Origin of the sequence: uncultured Massilia sp., from assembly GCF_913773735.1 — a bacterium.
In the GTDB taxonomy this organism is placed as follows: Bacteria; Pseudomonadota; Gammaproteobacteria; order Burkholderiales; family Burkholderiaceae_D; genus Telluria.
Genome location: NZ_CAJYEB010000046.1, coordinates 41,093 through 61,787 on the forward strand (window position 1 = coordinate 41,093; position 20,695 = coordinate 61,787).

Genomic DNA, 20,695 nt, shown 5'->3' on the forward strand with positions numbered 1-20,695 from the left:
GGGCCCCGGCCGTGCGCCGGGGCGACGGTGTTTTTTTTTGGGGGGGGGGGCGCGCCTGCACACCGCGCCGGTTTCGGCTACATTGCTCGCTGGTGCCGGGCCGCGTCGAACGCTTCCATGCACCCGGCATGCCGTCCCTATCCTTGGACCAGTCGCACCGCCTGCCGGGCTTGAAAGCCGGAAACACGTCTCCACCTACGCGTCCTCGGAAGCCGCCATGGGCCGCTTCCTAATCCACTGGAGATTGTGATGAGCCGTAAAACCCCCATCGAACGCTACCGCAATATCGGCATCAGCGCCCACATCGACGCCGGCAAGACGACCACGACGGAACGCATCCTGTTCTACACGGGTGTGAACCACAAGATCGGGGAAGTCCACAACGGCGCGGCGACGATGGACTGGATGGAGCAGGAACAGGAACGCGGCATCACGATCACCTCGGCCGCCACCACGGCCTTCTGGAAGGGCATGGCCGGCAACTTCCCCGAACACCGCATCAACATCATCGACACCCCGGGCCACGTCGACTTCACTATCGAGGTCGAGCGCTCGATGCGCGTGCTGGACGGCGCCGTGATGGTGTACGACTCGGTCGGCGGCGTGCAGCCGCAGTCGGAGACCGTGTGGCGCCAGGCCAATAAATACAAGGTGCCGCGCATCGCGTTCATCAACAAGATGGACCGGGTCGGCGCGGACTTCTTCCGCGTGCAGCAGCAGATCAAGGATCGCCTGAAGGGCAACGCCGTGCCGATCCAGGTGCCGATCGGCGCCGAGGACCGCTTCGAGGGCGTCGTCGACCTGGTCAAGATGCGCGCCATCAAGTGGGACGACGCCGGCCAGGGCGTGCGCTTCGAATACGGCGACATCCCGGCCGAGCTGCAGGACGTGGCGCGCAAATGGCGCGAGACCATGGTCGAAGCCGCGGCCGAGGCCACGCCCGAGCTGACCGAGAAATACCTGAACGGCGAGGAGCTGACGGAAGACGAGATCAAGGCGGCGCTGCGCCAGCGCACCATCGCCGGCGAGATCGTGCCCATGCTGGCCGGCAGCGCCTTCAAGAACAAGGGCGTGCAAGCGATGCTCGACGCCGTGGTCGAGTACCTGCCGTCGCCGGTGGACGTGCCCGCGATCGCCGGTACCGACGAGGACGACAATCCGATCGAACGCCATCCGGTTGATTCCGAGCCGTTCTCGGCGCTCGCCTTCAAGATCATGACCGACCCGTTCGTGGGCCAGCTGACCTTCTTCCGCGTGTATTCGGGCGTGGTCAACTCGGGCGACAGCGTGTACAACCCGACCAAGGGCCAGAAGGAGCGCCTGGGCCGCATCCTGCAGATGCACGCCAACGAGCGCAAGGAAATCAAGGAGGTGTTCGCCGGCGACATCGCGGCGGCCGTGGGCCTGAAGGCCGTTACCACGGGCGACACGCTGTCCGATCCGGACAAGGTGATCGTGCTGGAAAAGATGGTGTTCCCGGAGCCCGTGATCTCGCAGGCGGTGGAGCCGAAGACCAAGGCCGACCAGGAAAAGATGGGCATCGCCCTGAACCGCCTGGCGCAGGAGGATCCGTCGTTCCGCGTGCGCACCGACGAGGAATCGGGCCAGACCATCATGTCCGGCATGGGCGAGCTGCACCTGGAGATCCTGGTGGACCGCATGAAGCGCGAGTTCGGCGTCGAGGCGACCGTCGGCAAGCCGCAGGTGGCCTACCGCGAGACGATCCGCAACACCGTCGAGAACGTCGAGGGCAAGTTCGTCAAGCAGTCGGGCGGCAAGGGCCAGTACGGCCACGTGGTGCTCAAGCTCGAACCTTTGGCCCCGGGCAAGGGCTACGAGTTCGTCGATGCCATCAAGGGCGGCGTCGTGCCGCGCGAGTACATTCCGGCGGTGGACAAGGGCATCCAGGAGACGCTGCCGGCGGGCGTGCTGGCCGGCTACCCGGTGGTCGACGTGCGCGCGACGCTGACGTTCGGCTCGTACCACGACGTCGACTCGAACGAGAACGCGTTCCGCATGGCCGCCTCGATGGCGTTCAAGGACGGCATGCGCCGCGCGGCGCCGGAACTGCTGGAGCCGATGATGCAGGTCGAGGTGGAGACGCCGGAAGAGTTCACCGGCAACGTGATGGGCGACCTGTCCACGCGGCGCGGCCTGGTGCAGGGCATGGACGAGATCCCGGGCGGCGGCGGCAAGCTGATCAACGCCGTCGTGCCGCTGGCCGAGATGTTCGGCTACTCGACCACGCTGCGTTCGCTGACGCAGGGCCGGGCGACCTACACGATGGAGTTCAAGCACTATGCGGCGGTGCCCAAGCATGTGCTGGACCAGATCGCGACGGCGCGCGCGTCGCGCTAAGGCGGCCTGAATACCGTCGCCCCGGCGCAGGCCGGGGTCCGATCGTGCGCCGCCACGGTGCGTGAAAACCGGGTCCCGGCCTGCGCCGGGACGACGCCGGCCGATTTGCGGTATGGTTGATGCTGCGACTTCCACCCTGGAGGAAAGATGAAACAGCTGACCCTGCCATCCGGCCGTACCATGCCCATCCTCGGCCAGGGCACCTGGAACATGGGCGAGGACCCGGCGCAGCGCAAGGCGGAAGTGGCGGCGCTGCGCCTGGGCATCGAACTGGGCGTGACCCTGGTCGACACCGCCGAGATGTACGGCGAGGGCGGCGCCGAGGAAGTGGTGGGCGAGGCCATCGCGGGGCGCCGCGACGCCCTCTACCTGGTCAGCAAGGCCTATCCGCACAACGCCGGCCGCGACGGCCTGCGCGCCGCCTGCGAGCGCAGCCTGCGCCGGCTCGGCACCGACTGCCTCGACCTCTACCTGCTGCACTGGCGCGGCCGCGTGCCGCTCGAGGACACGCTGGAGGGCTTCGAGCGCCTCGTCGACGCCGGCAAGATCCGCGACTACGGCGTCTCCAATTTCGACCTCGACGACATGCTGGAAACGACGGCGCTGCCCGGCGGCGCCGGGGTCGCCGCCGACCAGGTGCTGTACAACCTGGCCCGGCGCGGCATCGAATGGGACCTGCTGGGCTGGTGCCGCGAGCGCGGCATCCCGGTGATGGCGTATTCGCCGCTGGAGTCGTCGGCGTCCGAACAGGCCGCGCTGCTCGGCAACGCCCAGCTGCGCACGGTGGCGCGGCGCCACGCGCGCACGCCGGCGCAGATCGCGCTGGCCTGGCTGCTGCACCAGGAAGGCGTGGTGACGATTCCCAAGGCCACGCGCCTGGAGCACGTGCGCGCCAACCGCGAGGCGCTCGACATCGTCCTCACGGCGGAAGACCTGGCGCAGCTCGACGCCGGCTTCCCGCCGCCGCACCGGCGCCTGCCGCTGGCGATGCGCTGAGGCGCGGCGGCGCCAGGATTTCCTACGCGGCCGCGGGCGCGGTGGTGGCGCCGGCGGCGGCGGCGTCCGCGAGCCATGCCAGCAAGGCCTCCGACTCCAGCGGACGGCTGAACAGGTAGCCCTGGCCCTTGGCGCAGCGCAGTTCGCGCACCACGCGCGCCTGCGCCTCGGTCTCGATGCCCTCGGCCACCGTGCCCATGCCCAGGCTCTGCGCCACCTTCACCGTCGCCTCGATCAGCACGCGGTGGTGGTTGCTGGTGTCGGCCTGGCAGACGAACGAGCGGTCGATCTTGACCGTGTCGACCGGCAACTGGTGCAGGCTGGACAGCGACGAATAGCCGGTGCCGAAATCGTCCAGCGCCAGCGTGACGCCGATGCCCTTCAGTTCGTGCAGGCGCCGCTGCACCTCCTGGTCCTGGGCCGCCAGGCTTTCCGTCACTTCCAGCTGCAACTGGTGCGCCGGCATGCCGGCTCCGCGCAGCACCGCGCGCACGGTTTCCGGCCAGGCCGGCTCGGCGAGCTGGGCGCGCGACAGGTTCACCGCCATGCGGCGCGGCGCGCGCGGGCCCAGCGCGCGCTGCCAGGCGGCGAAGTCGCGGCAGGCGCGGCGCAGCACGAAGTCGCCGAGCGCGCCGATCAGGCCCGATTCCTCGGCCACGCCGATGAACTCGATCGGCGGCACGATGCCGCGCTGCGGGTGGCGCCAGCGCACCAGCGCCTCGACGCCGGCCGCGTGGTCGACGACGCCGTCCGCGCCCAGGCCGACCACCGGCTGGTACACCACGAACAGTTGCTCTTCCAGCAGCGCCAGGCGCAGGTCGGCCTCGATGTCGGCGCGGCGCGCGGCGCGTTCGCGCATCGCCGGCTCGAACACGGTGCAGCGGGCGCCGCCGGCGCGCTTGGCCTCGACCATCGCGGTGCTGGCGTCGCGCAGCATCTCGCCGGCGAAGTTGCCGGCGTCGCCGCTCCACACCAGGCCCATGCTGAGCGTGCAGGTGACGTCCTGGCCGAACAGTTCGTGCGGGCGCGCCAGCGTGTCGAGCAGGCGCGCCGCCACGCGCTCGGCGTCGTCGCGGCCGCGCAGCCCGTCCAGCAGCACCGCGAACTCGTCGGCGCCGACGCGCGCGGCCATCTGGCCGGCGCCGGACTGCGGGTCGATGCGGTCGCAGGGCGGGCGCAGGGCGCCGCGGATGCGCTCCCCGACCTGCACCAGCAGGCGGTCGCCGGCGGCCTGGCCGTGGGCGTCGTTGATCTGGCGGAAGCGGTCGCAATTCATGAACAGCAGCGCGAAGCCGGGTCCGCCGGCGGGGCGCGCCAGCATCTGCTGCAACTGTTCCAGCACCGCCTCGCGGTTCGGCATGCGGGTCAGGGCGTCGGTGCGGGCCTGGGTCCGCAGGCGCCGCGCCAGGCGCTCCTGTTCGCGCTGCACCTCGGCGGTGGCGTCGGTGACGGTGGCCATCAGGCGGTCCGCGTCGAGCTTCAGGATGCTCAGCGACAGCACCTGCGGCCCGCCCGGCACGGCGGCGGCGCCCAGCGGCAGGCGCAGGCCCTCGCAGACCACGCCGGAAGGCTGGCCGAACGAGGCGGCCAGCGCCGGCAGTTGCGGCGCGACGTCGCGCAGCACCTCGAACAGGTTGTCCAGGCTGCCGTCGCGCGCCAGCGGCATCAGCAGGCTCGACGACATGGGGTTGAGCATGTCGACGGCGCCATCCAGGCCGGCCTGCACGAGGCCGATCGGTGCGCGGTACAGGAACTGCACCAGCGCCTCGTAGGCGTCGATGCGTTCGGCCTGGCTGGCAAGTTCATCGTGCGTCATCGCGTGCTCCTCGAGGCTGGGTCCAGCATTCGACCCGGTTGCGGCCGTTGGCCTTGGCGGCGTACAGCGCCCGGTCGGCGCGTTTCATCAGGGCGTCCAGGCCGAGCGCCTCGCTGTCGCTGGCCGCCACGCCGGCGCTGACCGTGCAACGGATCTGCGCGTCGTCGTACGGCACCGCCTGCGCCGCCACCAGGCGGCGCAGTTGCTCGGCGACGGCGACGGCGCCTTCCAGCGTGGTCGACGGCAGCAGCACGGCGAATTCCTCGCCGCCGATGCGCGCCACCACGTCGACCTGGCGCACGGCGCCCGCCAGCAGGCCGCCCAGCGCGCGCAGCACGGCGTCGCCGCCGGGATGGCCGTGGCGGTCGTTGACGTCCTTGAAGCGGTCGATGTCGAGCAGGACCAGCGTCGTCGGGCGTGGCGTGCGCCGGTGGCGCGCCAGTTCGAGTTCGGCGGCCTCGAAGAAGGCGCGCCGGTTGGCCACGCCGGTGAGGTGGTCCGAGAACGCCGCGCGGCGGCGCTGCGCGATGGCGTCGCGCTTGTCGCTGATGTCGCGCACCACCATGCAGTAGGCGGCGTCGCCGCTGTCGCGCAGGGCGTGGTCGCCGTCCGGCAGCGGCGAGATCATCGAGCTGGCCCAGAACTGGCTGCCGTCGGCGCGCACGCGCGGCCCCTCGTCCAGCGACCAGCCGTTCTGGTCGGCCTCGCGCAGTCGGTCGTGCACCTGCTCGGCCGTGGTCGCGCCGGGCGGATAGAACACGGAATACGGGCGGCCGACGAGGGCCTCGCCGTGGCCGGTGACGCGGCCGATGGTCGGGTTCCAGTCGCTGACGCGGCCCGCGCGGTCCAGGCCCACCAGCGCGTAGTCGGTGATGCTGGTCAGCAGCGCGTTCAGCCAGGCGTCGTTCTGGCGCAGCTGGCGTTCGCGGCGCACCTGTTCGCTGACGTCGGAGAGCACGGCCATCAGGCGCTCGCCGTCGAGCTTGAGCAGCGACAGCGACAGCACCTGCGGCTGGCGCCGGTCGCCGGCGCCGCCGGCGTGCAACTGGATGTGCAGGCCGTCGCAGATCATCCCGCTCGGCGCCGCGAACGTGGCGCACAGGTGGCGCAACTCGGGCGCCACGCCTTCCAGCGCGACGAACAGGTTGGCCAGGCTGCCGTCGCGGGCCAGCGGCATCAGCAGCTGGGCCGAGACCGGGTTGATCATCGCGATCTCGCCGTCGACGCCGGCCTGCACCAGCCCCACCGGGGCCAGGTACAGGAACTGCATCAGGGCTTCGTGCTCGGCGGCCAGGTGCGCGCAGGCTTCGGTACTCATGTGGATGTGCCGCCCGCGGGATTACTTGCGCTGGACCAGGACGTAGCGCAGCGCCTGGCCGGGTTCGGCCAGCAGGCGCAGCCGGACCTTGACCGGGCGCATGCGCAGGGTCAGCACATAGTCGATGGTGTCGTCCAGGCTCGTGCCCTCGTCGTGGGCGTCCTCGAAGCGCTGGGCCACCATGAAGTTGTTCATGCACGGCGCCACGTTGGTGAACAGCGGCTGGTCCAGCACGCGCGCCGGCGCCAGGCCGGCGGCCTCCGACTCCGTGCGGTTGTACAGCACCACGTTGGTGTTCGTGTCGAAGCCGATGACGCCGAAGTCCAGGCTGTCGAGATCGGTGGCATGCATTCCGGCCAGCAGGGCGTGCAGGCCAGGGGTCGCGAAGGACAGGTCGGTGACGTTCATGGGTTCCCGGTTCGGTTAGGCTGATATTGCATTCAAGAAATTGATAGTGACATGGTGCCATGTCTGTGTCAAATGACCCGGGTCAATCGTGCGCAGTATTTACACATTTCTGCGTAGCTATCTTGATGCACCCCATGCGGCGTCCCGGCCGCCCCGGCCGGGGGCTCAGGACGATGGCGCGACCACCGCCGGCATGTAGGCGTCGACGAATTCCTGCGGCATGCGGCGCGGGCGGCCGCTGCCGATCTCGATGCAGACCAGGTCCCAGCGCCCGCGCAGCACGGTGGCGCCGTCGCGCTCGCGCACCAGCTGGAAGCGGCGCTCCATCGCCAGCCTGCCGTCGCCGCCCACCAGCCAGGTGCCCAGCACCAGTGCCTCGCCCGCGAAGGTGGGCAGCAGGTAGTCGTAGTCGCCGCGCCGGATCGCCATCGCGCGGTCGAGCCGGCGGTAGTCGGCCAGCGCCAGGCCGAGCGCCTCGGAATGGGCCCAGCCGGCCTGCTCGCACCAGCGCACGTAGACGGCGTTGTTGGTGTGGTCCAGGCCGTCGATGTCGGCGGCCTGCGGCATGCGCGCCAGCGTGAAGGGGTGCGGATAATCCCAGTCCAATGCGGTTCCTCGTGGTCGTGTCCGCCGTATTCTACGCGTCCCGCGGCGCGCGCGCATGCGCCGGCCGCGCCGCCGATTTGCGAGAATGGCGGGCGACCGACACGCGCACGGAGGCGGCCATGTACACGATGATTCTCCTGCTGTACCTGCAGCAGAACCTGGACGTTTCGCTCGACCGGGCGCAGCTGCGCGGCCAGTACCTGCGCCAGGCCGACTGCGAGGCGGCCGCGCGCGACCTGCGCGGGCCGCTGCCGGTCCCGCGCAACGCGGACGCGGCGTGGCAGGACGTGCTGTGCGTGAAGATCGCCAACAACGTCCGCGTCAACCAGATGAAGCCGCTGGACCTGGCCGCGGCGCTACAGGCGCATGCCCCGTTGCGCTGCCAGGCCGAGGGGGCGTGGGAGCGGCTGGTGGCGCTGTGCCGCGATCCGGCGCCGCGACGGGGTGGGGACGAGGACCGCAGCGCTGCGGCGCCGCGCTCGCCGTAGCGCCGTGGCCCCGGGCGCCGGCGCGCCGGGCTGGTCGGGCTAGTCGGGCTAGTCGGGCTTCCAGGCGACGCCGCGCGGGCAGGGGACGCTCCCCGCCGACCCGGCTTCGGCCATGCTCGACGGCAGCACGCCGACGCTGCCGCTGCGCGTGCAGCGCACGCTGTTCCCCTGGCGGAAGCGGTAGATGATCACGCCGTCCGGCGCCGTGTAGGTATCGACCAGCAGCATCATCGAGCGGTCGATGTGGGCGCGCTCGACGCCGCGCCGGAAGCGTCCCCAGGGCGTATCCGCCTCGGTCGGCACGCCGGATCCGCCCTTGCGTAGTTCACGGTCGATGCGGCCGGCCTGCCTGCGCGCCAGGCCCAGGGCGAAGCCCGGCTCGCTGGTGGCGGACGCATCCGCTGCAACCGCATCCGCCGCGGGCGCGGCGTCGCCGGGACCGGCGCCGGCGGGCGGTGGCGCGGGATCGGCGACGGGTCCCGGATGCGGGACCGGGGCGGGCGGGGTTGCCCCGGGCGGGGCGGGGCGGACGGCGGGGCGGACGGCGGGGCGGGCCCGGGATGTCGCCGCTGGTGGCGACGTCGCGGGCAAGGTCGCCGGCGACCGCGCGGCGGGACGGGGAGGCGCCGGCGCGGCCGGCGGCAGCACGATGGCGAAGAATGCGCGCTGGCGCGCCGGGTCGGGCGCCGGCGCCACGGGACGCTGCTGCATCCACAGCAGCGCCGCCAGCAGGTGCGCCGCGCACGTGCCCGCCAGCGCCAGCCGGTCGCGCGACGGGGCCCGTGCCGGCGCGGCGCCGAAGTGCATGCGCCGCTTACTGCGCCGTCATGGCCTGCTTGATCGCCACGCAGCGCTGGTCGTCCTGCAGCGTGTCGAGCAGGTTGCGGCGGGTGCCGGCGGACAGGTCCTTCATCGTGTCGACGGCATCCTGGAGGCGCTTGACGCTGGCCGGCGTGCAGCCGACCGGGATCATCGAGGCGCCGTAGGCACGCATGAACACCGGGCCGGCCGCCTTGTCGATGGCCGCCAGGCCCTGCAGGCGCGCCTCGGCGGTCTGCTCGCTCAGCGCGTGCTGGCCGGCCGGGTACATGCTGCCCATCGCGGTGCGGATGCGCGAGAACTGCAGCGGCGTCTTGAGGTCCTGGATCTTGCCCAGCCATTCGGCCTTGACGGCCGGATCCGGCCGCACGACGGTCGCGGCCAGCGCCGCGGCCTGGCCGCTGTCGGACTTGTCGCGCGCCTGTTCGGCCGCGAGTAGGGCGGCGGCGCCCGGGTAGTCGTAGCGGTTCAGGCGGTTGACGATGGCCCAGCGCACGTCCTGGTTCAGCGTCAGGCCCTCGATCTTGACCTTGCCGTCCAGCAGGGCGGCCAGGCGGTCCAGCCCCTGGCGCGAGCTGGCCACGGCCAGGTAGGTGCTCAGCCAGCGGCGCTGGAAGTTGTCGTCGCCCTTGCTCGCCTCGGTCGCGGTCCAGGCCATGTCTTCCAGCTGGCGGGTGGCGGCCTGGGTGTAGGCGCCTTGCGGATCGATGTTGTCGAGGTAGCGCTTGGCCGCGTCGATCTTGCCGGTGATGTCGAGCAGCAGGGTGTAGTCCTTTTCCTGCGGCGCGTTATTCAGGGCGGTGGCGATGAAGTCGTTCAGCGGCAGCTTGGCGTCGCGCACGCCGTCCCACAGCGCCTGCCACAGCATGGCGCGCAGCAGCGGGTCCTCGACCTTGGCCAGGTGGGCGCGCGCGCTGGCGAACGAGCGCTGGTCGAGCTGCACCTTGACGAAGCCCCAGTCGCCGAAGTTCGGATAGACCAGGTCCGGGCACGCCGCGCCGTCCATCGCCGGCACGCTCGTCCTGGCGCCCTTGTAGATGACGGGCACCGTGCGCGCCGGCTGGAACGCCTTGCCGTCGAAGGTGAACGCGGCGACCTGCACGCGCTGCTCGCGCAGCGTCGGCAGCGCGGCCGACGGCGCGCTCTGGTCGAGCGTGAAGCCACTGATCTTGCCGCCCTTGCAGCTGTAGTTGGCGGCGATGGTGTTGACGCCGGCCTGGTACAGCCATTCCTTGGTCCAGCCGGACAGGTCGCGGCCGGCGGCCTGGCCCAGGCTGCCGATGAAGTCGTCCAGCTTCGCATTGCGGTACTGGTATTTCACGAGGTAGTTGTGCACGCCCTTGCGGAACACGTCGGCGCCCAGCAGGTGGCGCAGCTGCATCAGCGTCGACGCGCCCTTCGAATACGTGATCGCGTCGATGTTGTCGAAGGCGTTCTGCGTGGACGGCACCGGCACCTCGATCGGGTGGGTGGTCACGCGCTGGTCCTGCGCGTAGGCGGCCTGCTTGCCCTGCGAATAGAACGCGCGCCAGGCATCCTTGAACTCGGTGGCTTCGGCGGTGGCCAAGGTGCCCATGAACGAGGCGAAGCTCTCGTTCAGCCATAGGCCGTTCCACCACTGCATGGTGACCAGGTCGCCGAACCACTGGTGCGCCATCTCGTGCATGATGACGCCGGCCAGGCGCGCGCGCTGCTCGGCCGTCATGTCGGCCTTGAATAGGAAGCCGCCTTCGGCGAAGGTGATGGCGCCGGCGTTCTCCATGGCGCCGTACAGGAAGTCCGGCACCAGCAGCTGGTCGTATTTCTCGAACTGGTAGGGGATGCCGAAGTAGTCGTCGAAGAAGGCCAGCCCCGCCTTGGTGTAGCGGAACCATTCTTCCGGCTTGACCTGGCTTGCTACCGACTGGCGCGCCATCAGGCGCATCGGGTACTTGCCGCTCTTGTCTTCCCAGACCTTGTAGGGGCCGGCATGCATCGAGAAGTTGTAGGGGCTGAGCTTTTTCGTCTGCTTGAACGTCCAGCGGCGGGCGTCGCCGACGTTCTCGACCCTGGTTTCGCGCGTGGTCGAGACGACGGTCCAGTCGGCCGGGGCAGTGGTCGTCACCGTGTAGGTGGCCTTCAGGTCGGGCTGGTCGAACACGGCGAACATCTGGTGCGCGGCGGCCGGCTCGAAGTGCGAATAGGTATAGACGCGGCCGTCGACCGGGTCGACCATGCGGTGCAGGCCTTCGCCGTTGGTGCTGTGCTTGCGCTCGTAGGCGACGACGACGGTGTTGCGGCCCGTCTTCAGGTCGCCGGCGGCCAGCGTGATGAACCAGCCGTTGTACTGCGGCGTGACGGCCTTGCCGTTCACCGTGAGCGACTTGACGGTGGCCTGGTCGAGGTCGACGGTGAGGGCGGCGGCGTTGTCCTTCAGGTCGAAGGCGAGCGTGGTGGTGCCGGCGAAGGTTTCCTTGCCGGTCAGCGTGAAGTCCAGCTTGTAGTCGACGTTCGACACGCGCGCCGAGCGGGCGGCGGCATCGGCCTGCGACAGGAAGGCGTTCTCGGCGCGCGCAGTAGCGGCGGCGGGGGCCGGAGCCGGGGCAGCGGCGGCGATCGAGGTGGCGGCGAGTGCCAGCGCGGAGGCGACGGCGAGCGACATCAGGCGGGGTACGAAGGTGTTCACGTTGATCCTTGCGACGATGAAAGGGGTGCGGCTCGTGACCGCGGCCTCAAGATACGTTCTTGGGAAGATCGCAAGAATAGCATGGCAGCAACTGCCATCGTACCCATCGAGATTGTGTCCGGGACGATTTTTCGCGGATTTTTACCTTGATCGCGTGTCGCGACATATGCATGCATATATCGACACGCGCGGCGTCTCAGCCGCAGTCGGTCACGGTCGCCGTGATGGCCGGCGGCGTGCCCGGCGCGGCCGGCTCGGTGTAGGTGACGTTGCACTGCGCGCGGTCGGCGACGCCGGCCGGGGAGACGACCAGGCGGCCATTGGTCCAGGTGGCGTCGAAGCTGGCGCGCTTGTCGAGGCCGGCCGCTGCCGCCAGGTCGCGGTCGGCGACGGGATAGCCGTTGCGGAACGTGACGGTGGCGTCTTCCATGGGCATGCCGGTGCCGTCGTCATACGCGGCCGGCCGGACCAGGTATTTGCTGTGAACCATGGCCAAAGTGGAATCGAGCGCGCCGCGCGCCGAATGCACGGTGGCGGCGCGCGCGTCGGCGCTGAGGTTCGCATACTTGGGCAAGGCCACGGCGGCCAGGATGCCGACGACGGTCATGACCGACACCAGTTCGACCAGCGTGAAGCCGCCTTGCCCTTGAAACTTGCCGATTGTGCGCATCGCTCCTCCCCGTCATCGATCCGGGAAGGATTTTAAGTTATAAAAAATGCAATTGTCGCACGATTCGGCGCGGCCTATTCGCGGCCGAAGTCCGGGTTACGGCGCGTCATGTAATACCACTCCTGGTTCGGACCGGCGTTCGTGTCCGGGAACAGGATGCGCCCGGAAAACTCGGCCAGCACCGGGGTGCCGTCGGCGCGCGTGCCGATCAGCTCGCCTTCCTCGACCGGGTCGAAGCTGGCCCAGGTACGCGCGAAGGTGTCGGCGGCGTCCAGCTTGTCGTGCACGACGACCATCTGCAGCGCCTCCATCTCCTCGAACGGCACCGGCTGCGGTTCCGGCGCGTCGATGATCTTCAGGAAGGCCAGGGTGTTCAGGATCGCGCGGTAGGCCACCTCGGGCGCCTGCGGATCGAGGTGCTGGCCGCATTCCAGCGTCAGCGCGTAGCCGCCGGTGCTGCGCATGTATTCGGTGGTGCCGACGCCGTAGCGCATCACGGTTTCCAGTTCGGCCGCGTTGCCGCGCGCGCGCCGCTGCACGCCGCCGCCGTAGGCCGCCATCCAGCCGGTGACGAAGCGGCGCACGCCCAGGCGGCGCGCCAGCGCGCGCTCCTCGGCCATGTGGTGGAACGGCTCGATCGGGCCGTCGTTGTCGAGCGGGCCGACCATCACGAATGGCTCGCCGTGGGCCGCGTTGAACGAGTGCAGGTCGAGCAGCACGTCGTGCCGGGCCAGCAGCGGGCACAGCCAGTTGGCGACCTGGTCCTCGAAGTCGCGCGGCTGCGCTTTGGGGAACAGGTCGCGGTTCAGGTTGCGGTCGCCCGAGCGGGTGTTCTTCTCGTAGGCCAGCGGATTGACGATCGGGACGAAGGTCACGCTACCGCCCACGACGTGCAGGCGGCCCTCGTCGATCTCCTGCATGACGCGGCGGATCGCCAGCGTGCCGCATTTTTCGTTGCCATGGGTGGCGCCCATGATGATGACGTTCGGGCCGGGCTGGAGGCCGGTGTAGTTGACGGACTTGAACTGGTACTGGCTGGCGGTGCTCATGCGTTTGGCGGTCGGGGTGGAGGAGTCGACATTCTAGCGGGAAGGGCGCGCGACCGCACGGGGCAGCCATCGACCCGCGCGGCGCAGGTGCGCCACCGCGAAGGCGAAGCGGCGACGGCATGCCCGGCACGCCGCCTGCTGCGCGGCGGCGGCGCGATGACAATGCGTGAGATTCCGGGCCGCTCCGCTGCCGTATAGTGGCGTTTTCGCTGACTTGTTGGAGAGCGCATCCATGGTGCTGGACATCGCCTGCAGGGTGCTGGGTGCCATCGCCCTGGCGGCGGCCCTGTGCCCGCTCGTGGCCCTGCTGGCGCCGCGCAGCAGCACGGCCGGCCGGGCGGCCGCGCTGCGCAACCTGGGCGCGGCGGCGCTGGTCGTCGTCGCGATGGCGGGCGCGGCAACGGGCTGGACGCTGCCCGGCCACGCGGCGAACGTCGTGATCGTGTGGGCGGCCTTCCTTGCGGCGGGGCTGCTGGCGCTGTTCGCGTTCACCATGCGTCCACGCCCGTTCGCGTTGCTGCTGGGCGGCGCGTGCGTGCTGGCCTGGCCGCTGGCGGCGCTGCTCGCGCTGCTGGTCGCGGCCTTCGAGGGAAGCTCGCCCGCCACGGTCGATCTCGGGCATGGCCTGTCTTGCCGCGTGACGGTGTACGGATCGGCGGTCGGCGATTCCGGGGAGGACGTCGAACTGTTCGAGCGCCTCGGGCCGCTCGAGCATCGCCGGGCCCGGGTCAGGCAGTCCGCGCTACATCCCGGGCACGACGACGCGACGGTGCCCGGGATGTCGCTGCTGGCGACGCTGTGCCGGGCCCGCATCGAGCAGGAGCGCGGCGCGGATGACGACCGCGCCGAACGCGCACTCAGCGCCCCGGCGCCTCGATGACGTCGAACGCCGCCGGCATGTCCAGCAGCCAGGCCTGCAAATGCGCCACCCGCATCGACGGGTCGTAGCCTTCGGTGGACGCGATCGCCGCGCGCAGGCCCGGTAGCGCCTCCGGCGTGTGCGGGCTGGCGTAGGCGTCCACCAGCATGGCCACCAGATCGGTGGGCGCCGTGCTTGCGCGGCGCAGGCGCGCGTGGATGGTCGCCAGCAGGGTGCGCTGCATGCGCGGCGTCGGGTGCGCGACGTAGGCGAAGATGCTCGGCGTGTTGGCGATGGCGTTGCAGACCGCGTCTTCCATCTGCGCCGGCGCCAGGTCCGACGGCACGTCGAAGTAGGCGCGGTCCCAGCGCGTGCGCGCGTACTGGTGGCCGGGCGGGAAGCGGTCGACGCTTTCCAGGCCGAGGGCGCGGCTGGCGCGCGAAAGCAGGTTGGACAGGACGGGGAGCAGCGACATCGGGCGAAATCGGGAATAGGGCGATGCCGGCTAGTGTAGCGGAAGCGCGGAACGCGGGGGGCGGTGGGGAAACCGCCCGCCCGCGCGGAAAGCTGGAGGAAAAGGCGTCAGGCGGCGAAGCGGCCGGCGCGGAAGTCTTCCACGGCCTGGAACACCTCGGCCTGGGTATTCATCACGAACGGGCCGTACTGCGCGATCGGCTCGTTCAGCGGCCGTCCGGCGATCAGGAGCAGGCGTGCCGGCTCGGCGGCCTTGATGCGCACGCCGTCGGCGTCCTTGGCGTTGTCGAGGATGGCCATGCGCGCCTGCGGCACGCCCTTGCCCTCGACCACGACCTCGCCGCGGAACACGTACAGGAAGGCGTTGTGGCCGGCCGGCAGCGGCTGCTCGAACACGGCGCCGGCGGGCAGGTCGATGTCCAGGTACAGCGGTTCGGTGCCGGCGCGCTGCACGGCGCCGTCGACGCCGTGGCTGCTGCCGGCGATCACCTGCACCAGCGCGCCCGACGCCAGCGCGAAGCGCGGCACTTCCTCGGTCGGGATGTCGCGGTACCACGGCGCGCTCATCTTGTCCCTGGCGGGCAGGTTCAGCCACAGCTGGAAGCCTTCCATCAGGCCCTCGTCCTGTTCCGGCATCTCGGAGTGGATCACGCCGCGGCCGGCCGTCATCCATTGCACGCCGCCGTTGGTGACGAGGCCCTCGTTGCCGGCGCTGTCGCGGTGGCGCATGCGCCCGGCCAGCATGTAGGTGACGGTCTCGAAGCCGCGGTGCGGATGTTCGGGGAAGCCGGCGATGTAGTCGCCGGCCTTGTCGCTGCCGAAGGCATCCAGCATCAGGAACGGATCGAGGCGGCGCTGCAGCGGCTGCGTCAGCACGCGGTTGATCTTGACGCCGGCGCCGTCCATCACGAACTGGCCGCCGAGCACGCGCTCGACGCCGCGCGTCTTCGTCACCGGTTGGCTTGCCGTTTGCTGGATCATGGTGTTCTCCTTCGAGGCGAATGATGTGTTGCGTTGTCCGTAGGGTGGACGGCTCCGCCGTCCACGCGTTCGCGTGTGGCCTGCGTCACGGGGCATCGCGTGTCGGTTGGACGCGTGGACGGGGAACCCGTCCACCCTACCGGGTCGTCGCTTAGATGGCGGCGACGGCGGCGTCGGCTTCGGCCTGGCCCTTGGCCGCGGCGTCCGGACCCATCGCCAGGCCCGACGAGTAGATGAAGGTGTTGTCGGTCAGGCCCAGGAAGTTCAGCAGCATGCGGATGTGCGGCACTTGCGGGTCGGCGTCGGCCGGGTAGATGCCGCCGCGGGCGGTCGCCACATAGACCTTCTTGTTCTTCAGCAGGCCTTCCGGACCGGTTTCGGTGTAGCGGAAAGTCACGCCGGCGCGGGCGATCGCGTCGAACCACGATTTCAGCTGGGTCGGCATGCCGAAGTTGTACATTGGGGCGCCGATCACGATCACGTCGGCCGCCTGGGCCTGGGCGATCAGGGCATCGTCCAGCGCCACGCGGGCGGCCTGCTCGGCGCTGCGCTTGTCGGCCGGGGTGAACAGGGCGCCGAGGGCCGGGCCGTCCAGTTCCGGATGCGGCTGGGCGCCGAGGTCGCGCACGGTCACTTGCGCGCCCGGGTTGCTGGCGACCAGCTTGGCGACGACCTGGCTGGCGACACGGGTGGATTCGGAATCGGCGCCGCGCTGGCTCGAGTTGATTTGCAGGATGTTCATGAGATGCTCCCTTCGTCTTTCGTGTTGGTGGGGACTTGCGATGGAGACACTTTAACGGTTCCAAAATCCGCGCGGAAGACGGTAGAATGGATAACATTATTCAACTGGTGGAACAATCGTGAACGTCGAACCGAATGACCTGCTGCTGTTCGCCCGCATCGTCGAAGCCGGCAGCTTCAGCATGGCGGCGCAGCGCCTGGACCTGCCCAAGTCCACCGTGTCGCGCCGCATCGCGCTGCTGGAGGCGAGCCTGGGCGAGCGCCTGCTGCAGCGGACCACGCGCCGCCTAGTGCTGACGGAATTCGGTGCGAGCCTGCTGGAGCATGCGCGCAAGGTGGCCGACGAGGTGGAAGCGGCCGGCGCGCTGGCCCAGCACCGCCAGCTGGAACCCAGCGGCAAGCTGCGCATCTCGGTGCCCAACGATTTCGCCAACGTCGGCATGACCGAATTGCTGGCGCGCTTCTGCGAGCGCTATCCGGCCGTGTCGCTGGAACTGGACCTGTCGCCGCGCCGCGTCGACCTGGTGGCGGAAAACTTCGACGTCGCGATCCGCATGGGCGACCTGCCCGACGATTCGACGCTGGCGGCGCGCCGCGTGGCGATCGAGCGCTTCGGCCTGTACGCGGCGCCCAGGTACATCGGGCAGCGCGGCCTGCCGGAGCAGCCGGACGACCTCCTGCAACACGACCTGCTGTGCATCCTGAGCCGCAGCGGCGGCCCCGCGCCGTGGGTCCTCACGCGCGGCAAGGTGCGCTGGGAACGCACGCTGCGCGCGCGCCTGACGGCCAATTCCCCCGAACTGCTGGCGCGCATCGCCTGCGGCGGCGCCGGCATCGCGGCCAGTTCCGACCTGTTCGTGGCGAACTACGTGCGCAAGGGCGAGCTGGTGCGCGTGCTGCCCGACTGGGAGCTGCCGGAAGCGACCGGCTGGGCCGTGTTCCCGGGGCGCCGGCTGATGCCGGCCAAGACGCGGGTGTTCCTGGACATGATGGAAGAGATGTTCTGCAAGGACCGGGCCAAGGACGCCTGATACGCTGCGCCGCAAGCAACGTCGCCCCGGCGCAAGGCCGGGGTCCAAGTTCTGAGCGCCGCCGTGATGCGCGCAAATTGGGCCCCGGCCTCCGCCGGGGCGACGGTCTTGCTGCCAACGATACTGTTTTGGCCAGATAGACCGTAACGGACGTTTCAGCCCGGCCGCCTGCCCATCATTTCGCCCAGCCGCACCTTGCGCTCCGGCGCCCAGTCGCCATTGAACGCGATGACGTCCTTCTGGAACAGCATCACGATGGTGGAGCCGAGCAGGAAGCGGCCCATCTCCTCTCCCTTGCGCAGCACGATCTCCTGGTCGGCATAGCTCCACTCGGTGACCTTCTGCATGCGCGGCGGGTTGACCACGCCGTGCCACACGGTGGCCATGCTGCCGACGATGGTGGCGCCCACCAGCACCAGCACGAAGGGGCCGTGCTCGGCCGAGTCGAACACGCAGACCACGCGCTCGTTGCGGGCGAACAGGTTCGGCACGCCGCGCGCCGTGGTCGGGTTCACGGAGAACAGTGCGCCCGGCACGTAGATCATGCGCGTCAGCCTGCCGTCGCAGGGCATGTGCAGGCGGTGGTAGTCCTTGGGCGACAGGTACAGGTTGGCGAAGCTGCCGTGGCGGAATCGGGCGGCCAGCGTGGCGTCGCCGCCGACCAGCTCGGTCGTGGTGAAGCGGTGGCCCTTGGCCTGCAGGATGTGGTGGTCGTCGATGGCGCCGAACTGGCTGATCGCGCCGTCCACCGGGCAGACGAAGTCCGCGTCCGCCAGCGGCCGCACGCCCGGCTTGAGCGGGCGCGTGAAGAATTCGTTGAAGCTCGCGTAGCTGGCGATGTCCGGATTCGCGGCTTCGTTCATGTCGACGCCATACTTGCCCACGAACCAGCGGATCAGGCGGGTCGTCATGGTGCCGCCCTTGGCGCCGGCGACGCGGCCGGCGAAGGTGGTCAGACGCTGCTTGGGCAGCAGGTATTGGGGCAGGACTTTCAGGCGATCGGACACGGCAAACCTCGAAATGATGACGGTTCATTATAGCCGCATGGCGACGGGCGAAAAACGTTTTGCTTTTGGCATGCTTACCGGCATGGCATCGCATGACATGCATATCAAATAAATTTGCGTCTGGGTAACAAAAAAGCGGCGAACTGGCGGACAATGGCGCCCGCTCCCATTTTTGCCTTTCTGACATGCACATCGTTTCGCCCTCGCTTCGCCCGACGCTGCTCGCGGCGGCAGTTGCCGCTTCCCTTTGCGCCCCCTTGTCCGTCCATGCCCAGCAGGCCGTGCAGGCCGTCAGGGAGCCGCAGCCGGCGCCGCCGGCCAAGGATGCCGACCCCGCCATGCAGACGGTCGAGGTGCGCGGCGCCGCCGACGCCTACGACCCGCGCCGCGACGACACCGCCAGCAAGATCGTGGTCAACCACGACGAGATCGTGAAGTACGGCGACACCAGCGTCTACGACGTGCTCAAGCGCGTCCCCGGCGTGACCGTCAGCGGCAGCGGCGGGCGCGGCAGCGAAATCCGCATGCGCGGCCTGGGCGGCGGCTACACGCAGATCCTGATCAACGGCGAGCGCGCCCCGGCCGGCTTCTCGCTCGACTCGCTGGCGCCCGACGTCATCGAGCGCATCGAGGTGCTGCGCGCCGCCAGCGCCGAGTTCTCGACGCAGTCGATCGCCGGCACCATCAACGTCATCCTCAAGAAGACGGTGCGCACCGCCCAGCGCGAGGTCAAGGCGAACTACGGCCATGCGACCAATGCGGCCAACCGCGGCGTCAACCTGCAGCTGTCGGACAAGGCGGGGCAGCTGTCGTACTCGCTGGCGGCCAACGCGTTCCGCGCCAGCTTCAACGACGGGTCGGCCACGGTCGAGGAATTTCTCGACGCGGCCGGCAACCGTACCGGCCTGCGGCGCGGCACGACCGATCCGGTCGGGCGCTTCACCATGCTGAACCTGACGCCGCGCCTGAACTGGACCTTCGCCAACGGCGACACGCTGACCTCGCAGACCTTCGCGAGCATGTTCCGCCTGTCGAACGCGATCGACAAGGAAGTCGACACCGTGGCCGGCCCGCCGCCCGCGTACCCGCTGCTGGCCCAGCGCACCCGCGCCGACAACCGCTTCTTCCGCGAAGAGCTGAACTGGGTCCACAAGCTGGCCGGCGGCGCGCGCCTGGACGCCAAGGTCGGCGCGAACTACGCCGCGAACGAAAGCGGGGACTGGCGCGACGGCGCCGGCAACCCGGCCGCCGGCACCCTGAGCGACACCATCGACTCGGACAGCACCGAGCGCGGCGTCACGACCCAGGGCAAGTACACCAGCGCGCGCTGGGAAGGCCATGCGCTGGCCTTCGGCTGGGACGCCGGCCATGCCGAGCGCGACGACGCGCGGCGCGAGCGCGACTGGCGCCACCCCGATGCCGTCGTCCCGGACGGCGACGAGACCTATTCCTCGACCGTGTCGCGCCTGGCCGTGTACGCGCAGGACGAGTGGAACGTGACGCCGCGCTGGTCGCTGTACCTGGGCGCGCGCTGGGAGGGCATCCGCACGCGCACCGAAGGGGAGAGTTTCGGCACCGGGCGCTCGCGCTCGGCGGTGCTCAGTCCGCTGATGCAGACGCTGTACAAGCTGCCGGATTCCAAGGGCGACCAGGTGCGCCTGGCGCTGACCCGTACCTACAAGGCGCCGGGCCTGCAAAGCCTGATCCCGCACCGCGTCACGTCGATCAACAACAGCCAGACCGAACCCGATGCGATCGGCAATCCGGACCTCAAGCCCGAGCTGGCGCTGGGCGTGGACGCCTCCTACGAGCACTACTGGGCCGAGGGCGCGCTGCTGTCGGCGAGCGTCTCGACGCGCCGCATCCAGGACTACACGCGCAACCTGACGGTGTTCGACGGCGCGCGCTGGGTCTCGACCCCGTCCAATGCCGGCGACGCGCGCACCTACGGCCTCGAACTCGAGGCCCGCTTCCCGCTGAAGGCGGTGATGGCCACGACGACGGCGCTCGACCTGCGCGCCAGCGTGTCGCGCAACTGGTCCAGCGTCGATTCGGTGCCGGGACCGGACAACCGCCTGAACGCCCAGGTGCCGCTGTCCGCCACGCTCGGCGCCGACTACAAGACCGGCCCGCTGACGCTCGGCGGCAGCTACGTCTTCAAGACGGGCGGGCCGGTGCGCATCGCCGTCAACCAGTACAGCTACCAGTCGGTGCGGCGCGACCTCGACATGTACGCGCTGTGGAAGTTCGATCCGAAGCTGCAACTGCGCGTGACGGCCTCGAACCTGCTGGCGCAGGACTACGTCAGCGCCGGGACCTACCTGACGCCGGGCGTGGGGTCGCAGACCCTGCTGACCACGGCGCCGGGGCGGCGCATGGTGCGCGGGACGCTGGAAATGAAGTTCTGAG

18 protein-coding genes are annotated in these 20,695 nt (G+C 69.9%); 6 read left to right on the forward strand and 12 right to left on the reverse strand.

Annotated elements, in window-relative coordinates:
* Positions 1-249: 249 nt before the first annotated feature.
* Complete coding sequence (gene fusA, locus QZ749_RS23580) at positions 250-2,358, forward strand: elongation factor G (protein ID WP_296952326.1); 2,109 nt, start codon at positions 250-252, stop codon at positions 2,356-2,358.
* 147 nt (positions 2,359-2,505) lie between these two features.
* Complete coding sequence (locus QZ749_RS23585) at positions 2,506-3,354, forward strand: aldo/keto reductase (protein ID WP_296952329.1); 849 nt, start codon at positions 2,506-2,508, stop codon at positions 3,352-3,354.
* 22 nt (positions 3,355-3,376) lie between these two features.
* On the opposite strand, the gene QZ749_RS23590 is transcribed toward QZ749_RS23585, so the two are convergent.
* From QZ749_RS23590 to QZ749_RS23605, 4 genes are all read right to left on the reverse strand, one after another.
* Positions 3,377-5,170: a bifunctional diguanylate cyclase/phosphodiesterase gene (locus QZ749_RS23590; protein WP_296952332.1), complete on the reverse strand. Its 1,794-nt coding sequence runs from the start codon at positions 5,168-5,170 to the stop codon at positions 3,377-3,379.
* Positions 5,157-6,488: a sensor domain-containing diguanylate cyclase gene (locus tag QZ749_RS23595; RefSeq protein ID WP_296952335.1), complete on the reverse strand. Its 1,332-nt coding sequence runs from the start codon at positions 6,486-6,488 to the stop codon at positions 5,157-5,159. Before QZ749_RS23595 ends, QZ749_RS23590 begins: the two co-directional genes overlap by 14 nt.
* A 21-nt stretch (positions 6,489-6,509) precedes the next feature.
* Positions 6,510-6,896, reverse strand: a complete 387-nt coding sequence (locus QZ749_RS23600; protein ID WP_296952337.1) for a PAS domain-containing protein — start codon at positions 6,894-6,896, stop codon at positions 6,510-6,512.
* Positions 6,897-7,061: 165 nt separating this feature from the next.
* Positions 7,062-7,502, reverse strand: coding sequence for a thioesterase family protein (locus tag QZ749_RS23605; RefSeq protein ID WP_296952339.1), 441 nt, complete (start codon positions 7,500-7,502; stop codon positions 7,062-7,064).
* Positions 7,503-7,621: 119 nt separating this feature from the next.
* Here QZ749_RS23605 and QZ749_RS23610 point away from each other — a divergent pair, with 119 nt between their 5' ends.
* On the forward strand, positions 7,622-7,990 hold the full coding sequence (locus QZ749_RS23610; protein WP_296952341.1) for a hypothetical protein: 369 nt from the start codon (positions 7,622-7,624) through the stop codon (positions 7,988-7,990).
* A 48-nt stretch (positions 7,991-8,038) separates the two neighbouring features.
* Here the strand turns inward: QZ749_RS23610 and QZ749_RS23615 are convergent, their stop codons facing one another.
* From QZ749_RS23615 to QZ749_RS23630, 4 genes are all read right to left on the reverse strand, one after another.
* Positions 8,039-8,797 carry a hypothetical protein gene (locus QZ749_RS23615; protein WP_296952343.1) on the reverse strand — a complete coding sequence of 253 codons (759 nt, stop codon included), beginning with the start codon at positions 8,795-8,797 and terminating at the stop codon, positions 8,039-8,041.
* A gap of 7 nt (positions 8,798-8,804) precedes the next feature.
* The gene (gene pepN / locus QZ749_RS23620) at positions 8,805-11,474 is read right to left on the reverse strand and encodes an aminopeptidase N (RefSeq protein ID WP_296952345.1); all 2,670 of its coding nucleotides are present in this window, start codon (positions 11,472-11,474) and stop codon (positions 8,805-8,807) included.
* Between the two features lie 196 nt (positions 11,475-11,670).
* Positions 11,671-12,144: a type II secretion system protein gene (locus QZ749_RS23625; protein WP_296952347.1), complete on the reverse strand. Its 474-nt coding sequence runs from the start codon at positions 12,142-12,144 to the stop codon at positions 11,671-11,673.
* A 74-nt stretch (positions 12,145-12,218) separates the two neighbouring features.
* Entirely contained in the window at positions 12,219-13,193 is a 975-nt protein-coding gene (locus tag QZ749_RS23630; RefSeq protein ID WP_296952349.1) for a succinylglutamate desuccinylase/aspartoacylase family protein, read from the reverse strand.
* A 232-nt stretch (positions 13,194-13,425) separates the two neighbouring features.
* Here QZ749_RS23630 and QZ749_RS23635 point away from each other — a divergent pair, with 232 nt between their 5' ends.
* Positions 13,426-14,073, forward strand: coding sequence for a hypothetical protein (locus QZ749_RS23635; protein WP_296952350.1), 648 nt, complete (start codon positions 13,426-13,428; stop codon positions 14,071-14,073).
* Here the strand turns inward: QZ749_RS23635 and QZ749_RS23640 are convergent.
* From QZ749_RS23640 to QZ749_RS23650, 3 genes are all read right to left on the reverse strand, one after another.
* The gene (locus QZ749_RS23640; RefSeq protein WP_296952351.1) at positions 14,051-14,527 is read right to left on the reverse strand and encodes a hypothetical protein; all 477 of its coding nucleotides are present in this window, start codon (positions 14,525-14,527) and stop codon (positions 14,051-14,053) included. The genes QZ749_RS23635 and QZ749_RS23640 overlap by 23 nt on opposite strands.
* Before the next feature lie 107 nt (positions 14,528-14,634).
* Positions 14,635-15,507 carry a pirin family protein gene (locus QZ749_RS23645; RefSeq protein ID WP_296952353.1) on the reverse strand — a complete coding sequence of 291 codons (873 nt, stop codon included), beginning with the start codon at positions 15,505-15,507 and terminating at the stop codon, positions 14,635-14,637.
* A 151-nt stretch (positions 15,508-15,658) separates the two neighbouring features.
* Positions 15,659-16,249, reverse strand: a complete 591-nt coding sequence (locus QZ749_RS23650; protein WP_296952355.1) for an FMN-dependent NADH-azoreductase — start codon at positions 16,247-16,249, stop codon at positions 15,659-15,661.
* 118 nt (positions 16,250-16,367) lie between these two features.
* On the opposite strand from QZ749_RS23650, the gene QZ749_RS23655 reads away from it, so the two are divergent.
* Complete coding sequence (locus QZ749_RS23655; protein ID WP_296952358.1) at positions 16,368-17,279, forward strand: LysR family transcriptional regulator; 912 nt, start codon at positions 16,368-16,370, stop codon at positions 17,277-17,279.
* Positions 17,280-17,434: 155 nt separating this feature from the next.
* Here the strand turns inward: QZ749_RS23655 and asd are convergent, their stop codons facing one another.
* The gene (gene asd / locus QZ749_RS23660; RefSeq protein ID WP_296952360.1) at positions 17,435-18,286 is read right to left on the reverse strand and encodes an archaetidylserine decarboxylase; all 852 of its coding nucleotides are present in this window, start codon (positions 18,284-18,286) and stop codon (positions 17,435-17,437) included.
* A gap of 257 nt (positions 18,287-18,543) precedes the next feature.
* Between asd and QZ749_RS23665 the strand changes: the two genes are divergently transcribed.
* The gene (locus QZ749_RS23665) at positions 18,544-20,694 is read left to right on the forward strand and encodes a TonB-dependent siderophore receptor (protein WP_296952363.1); all 2,151 of its coding nucleotides are present in this window, start codon (positions 18,544-18,546) and stop codon (positions 20,692-20,694) included.
* Position 20,695 lies beyond the last annotated feature (1 nt).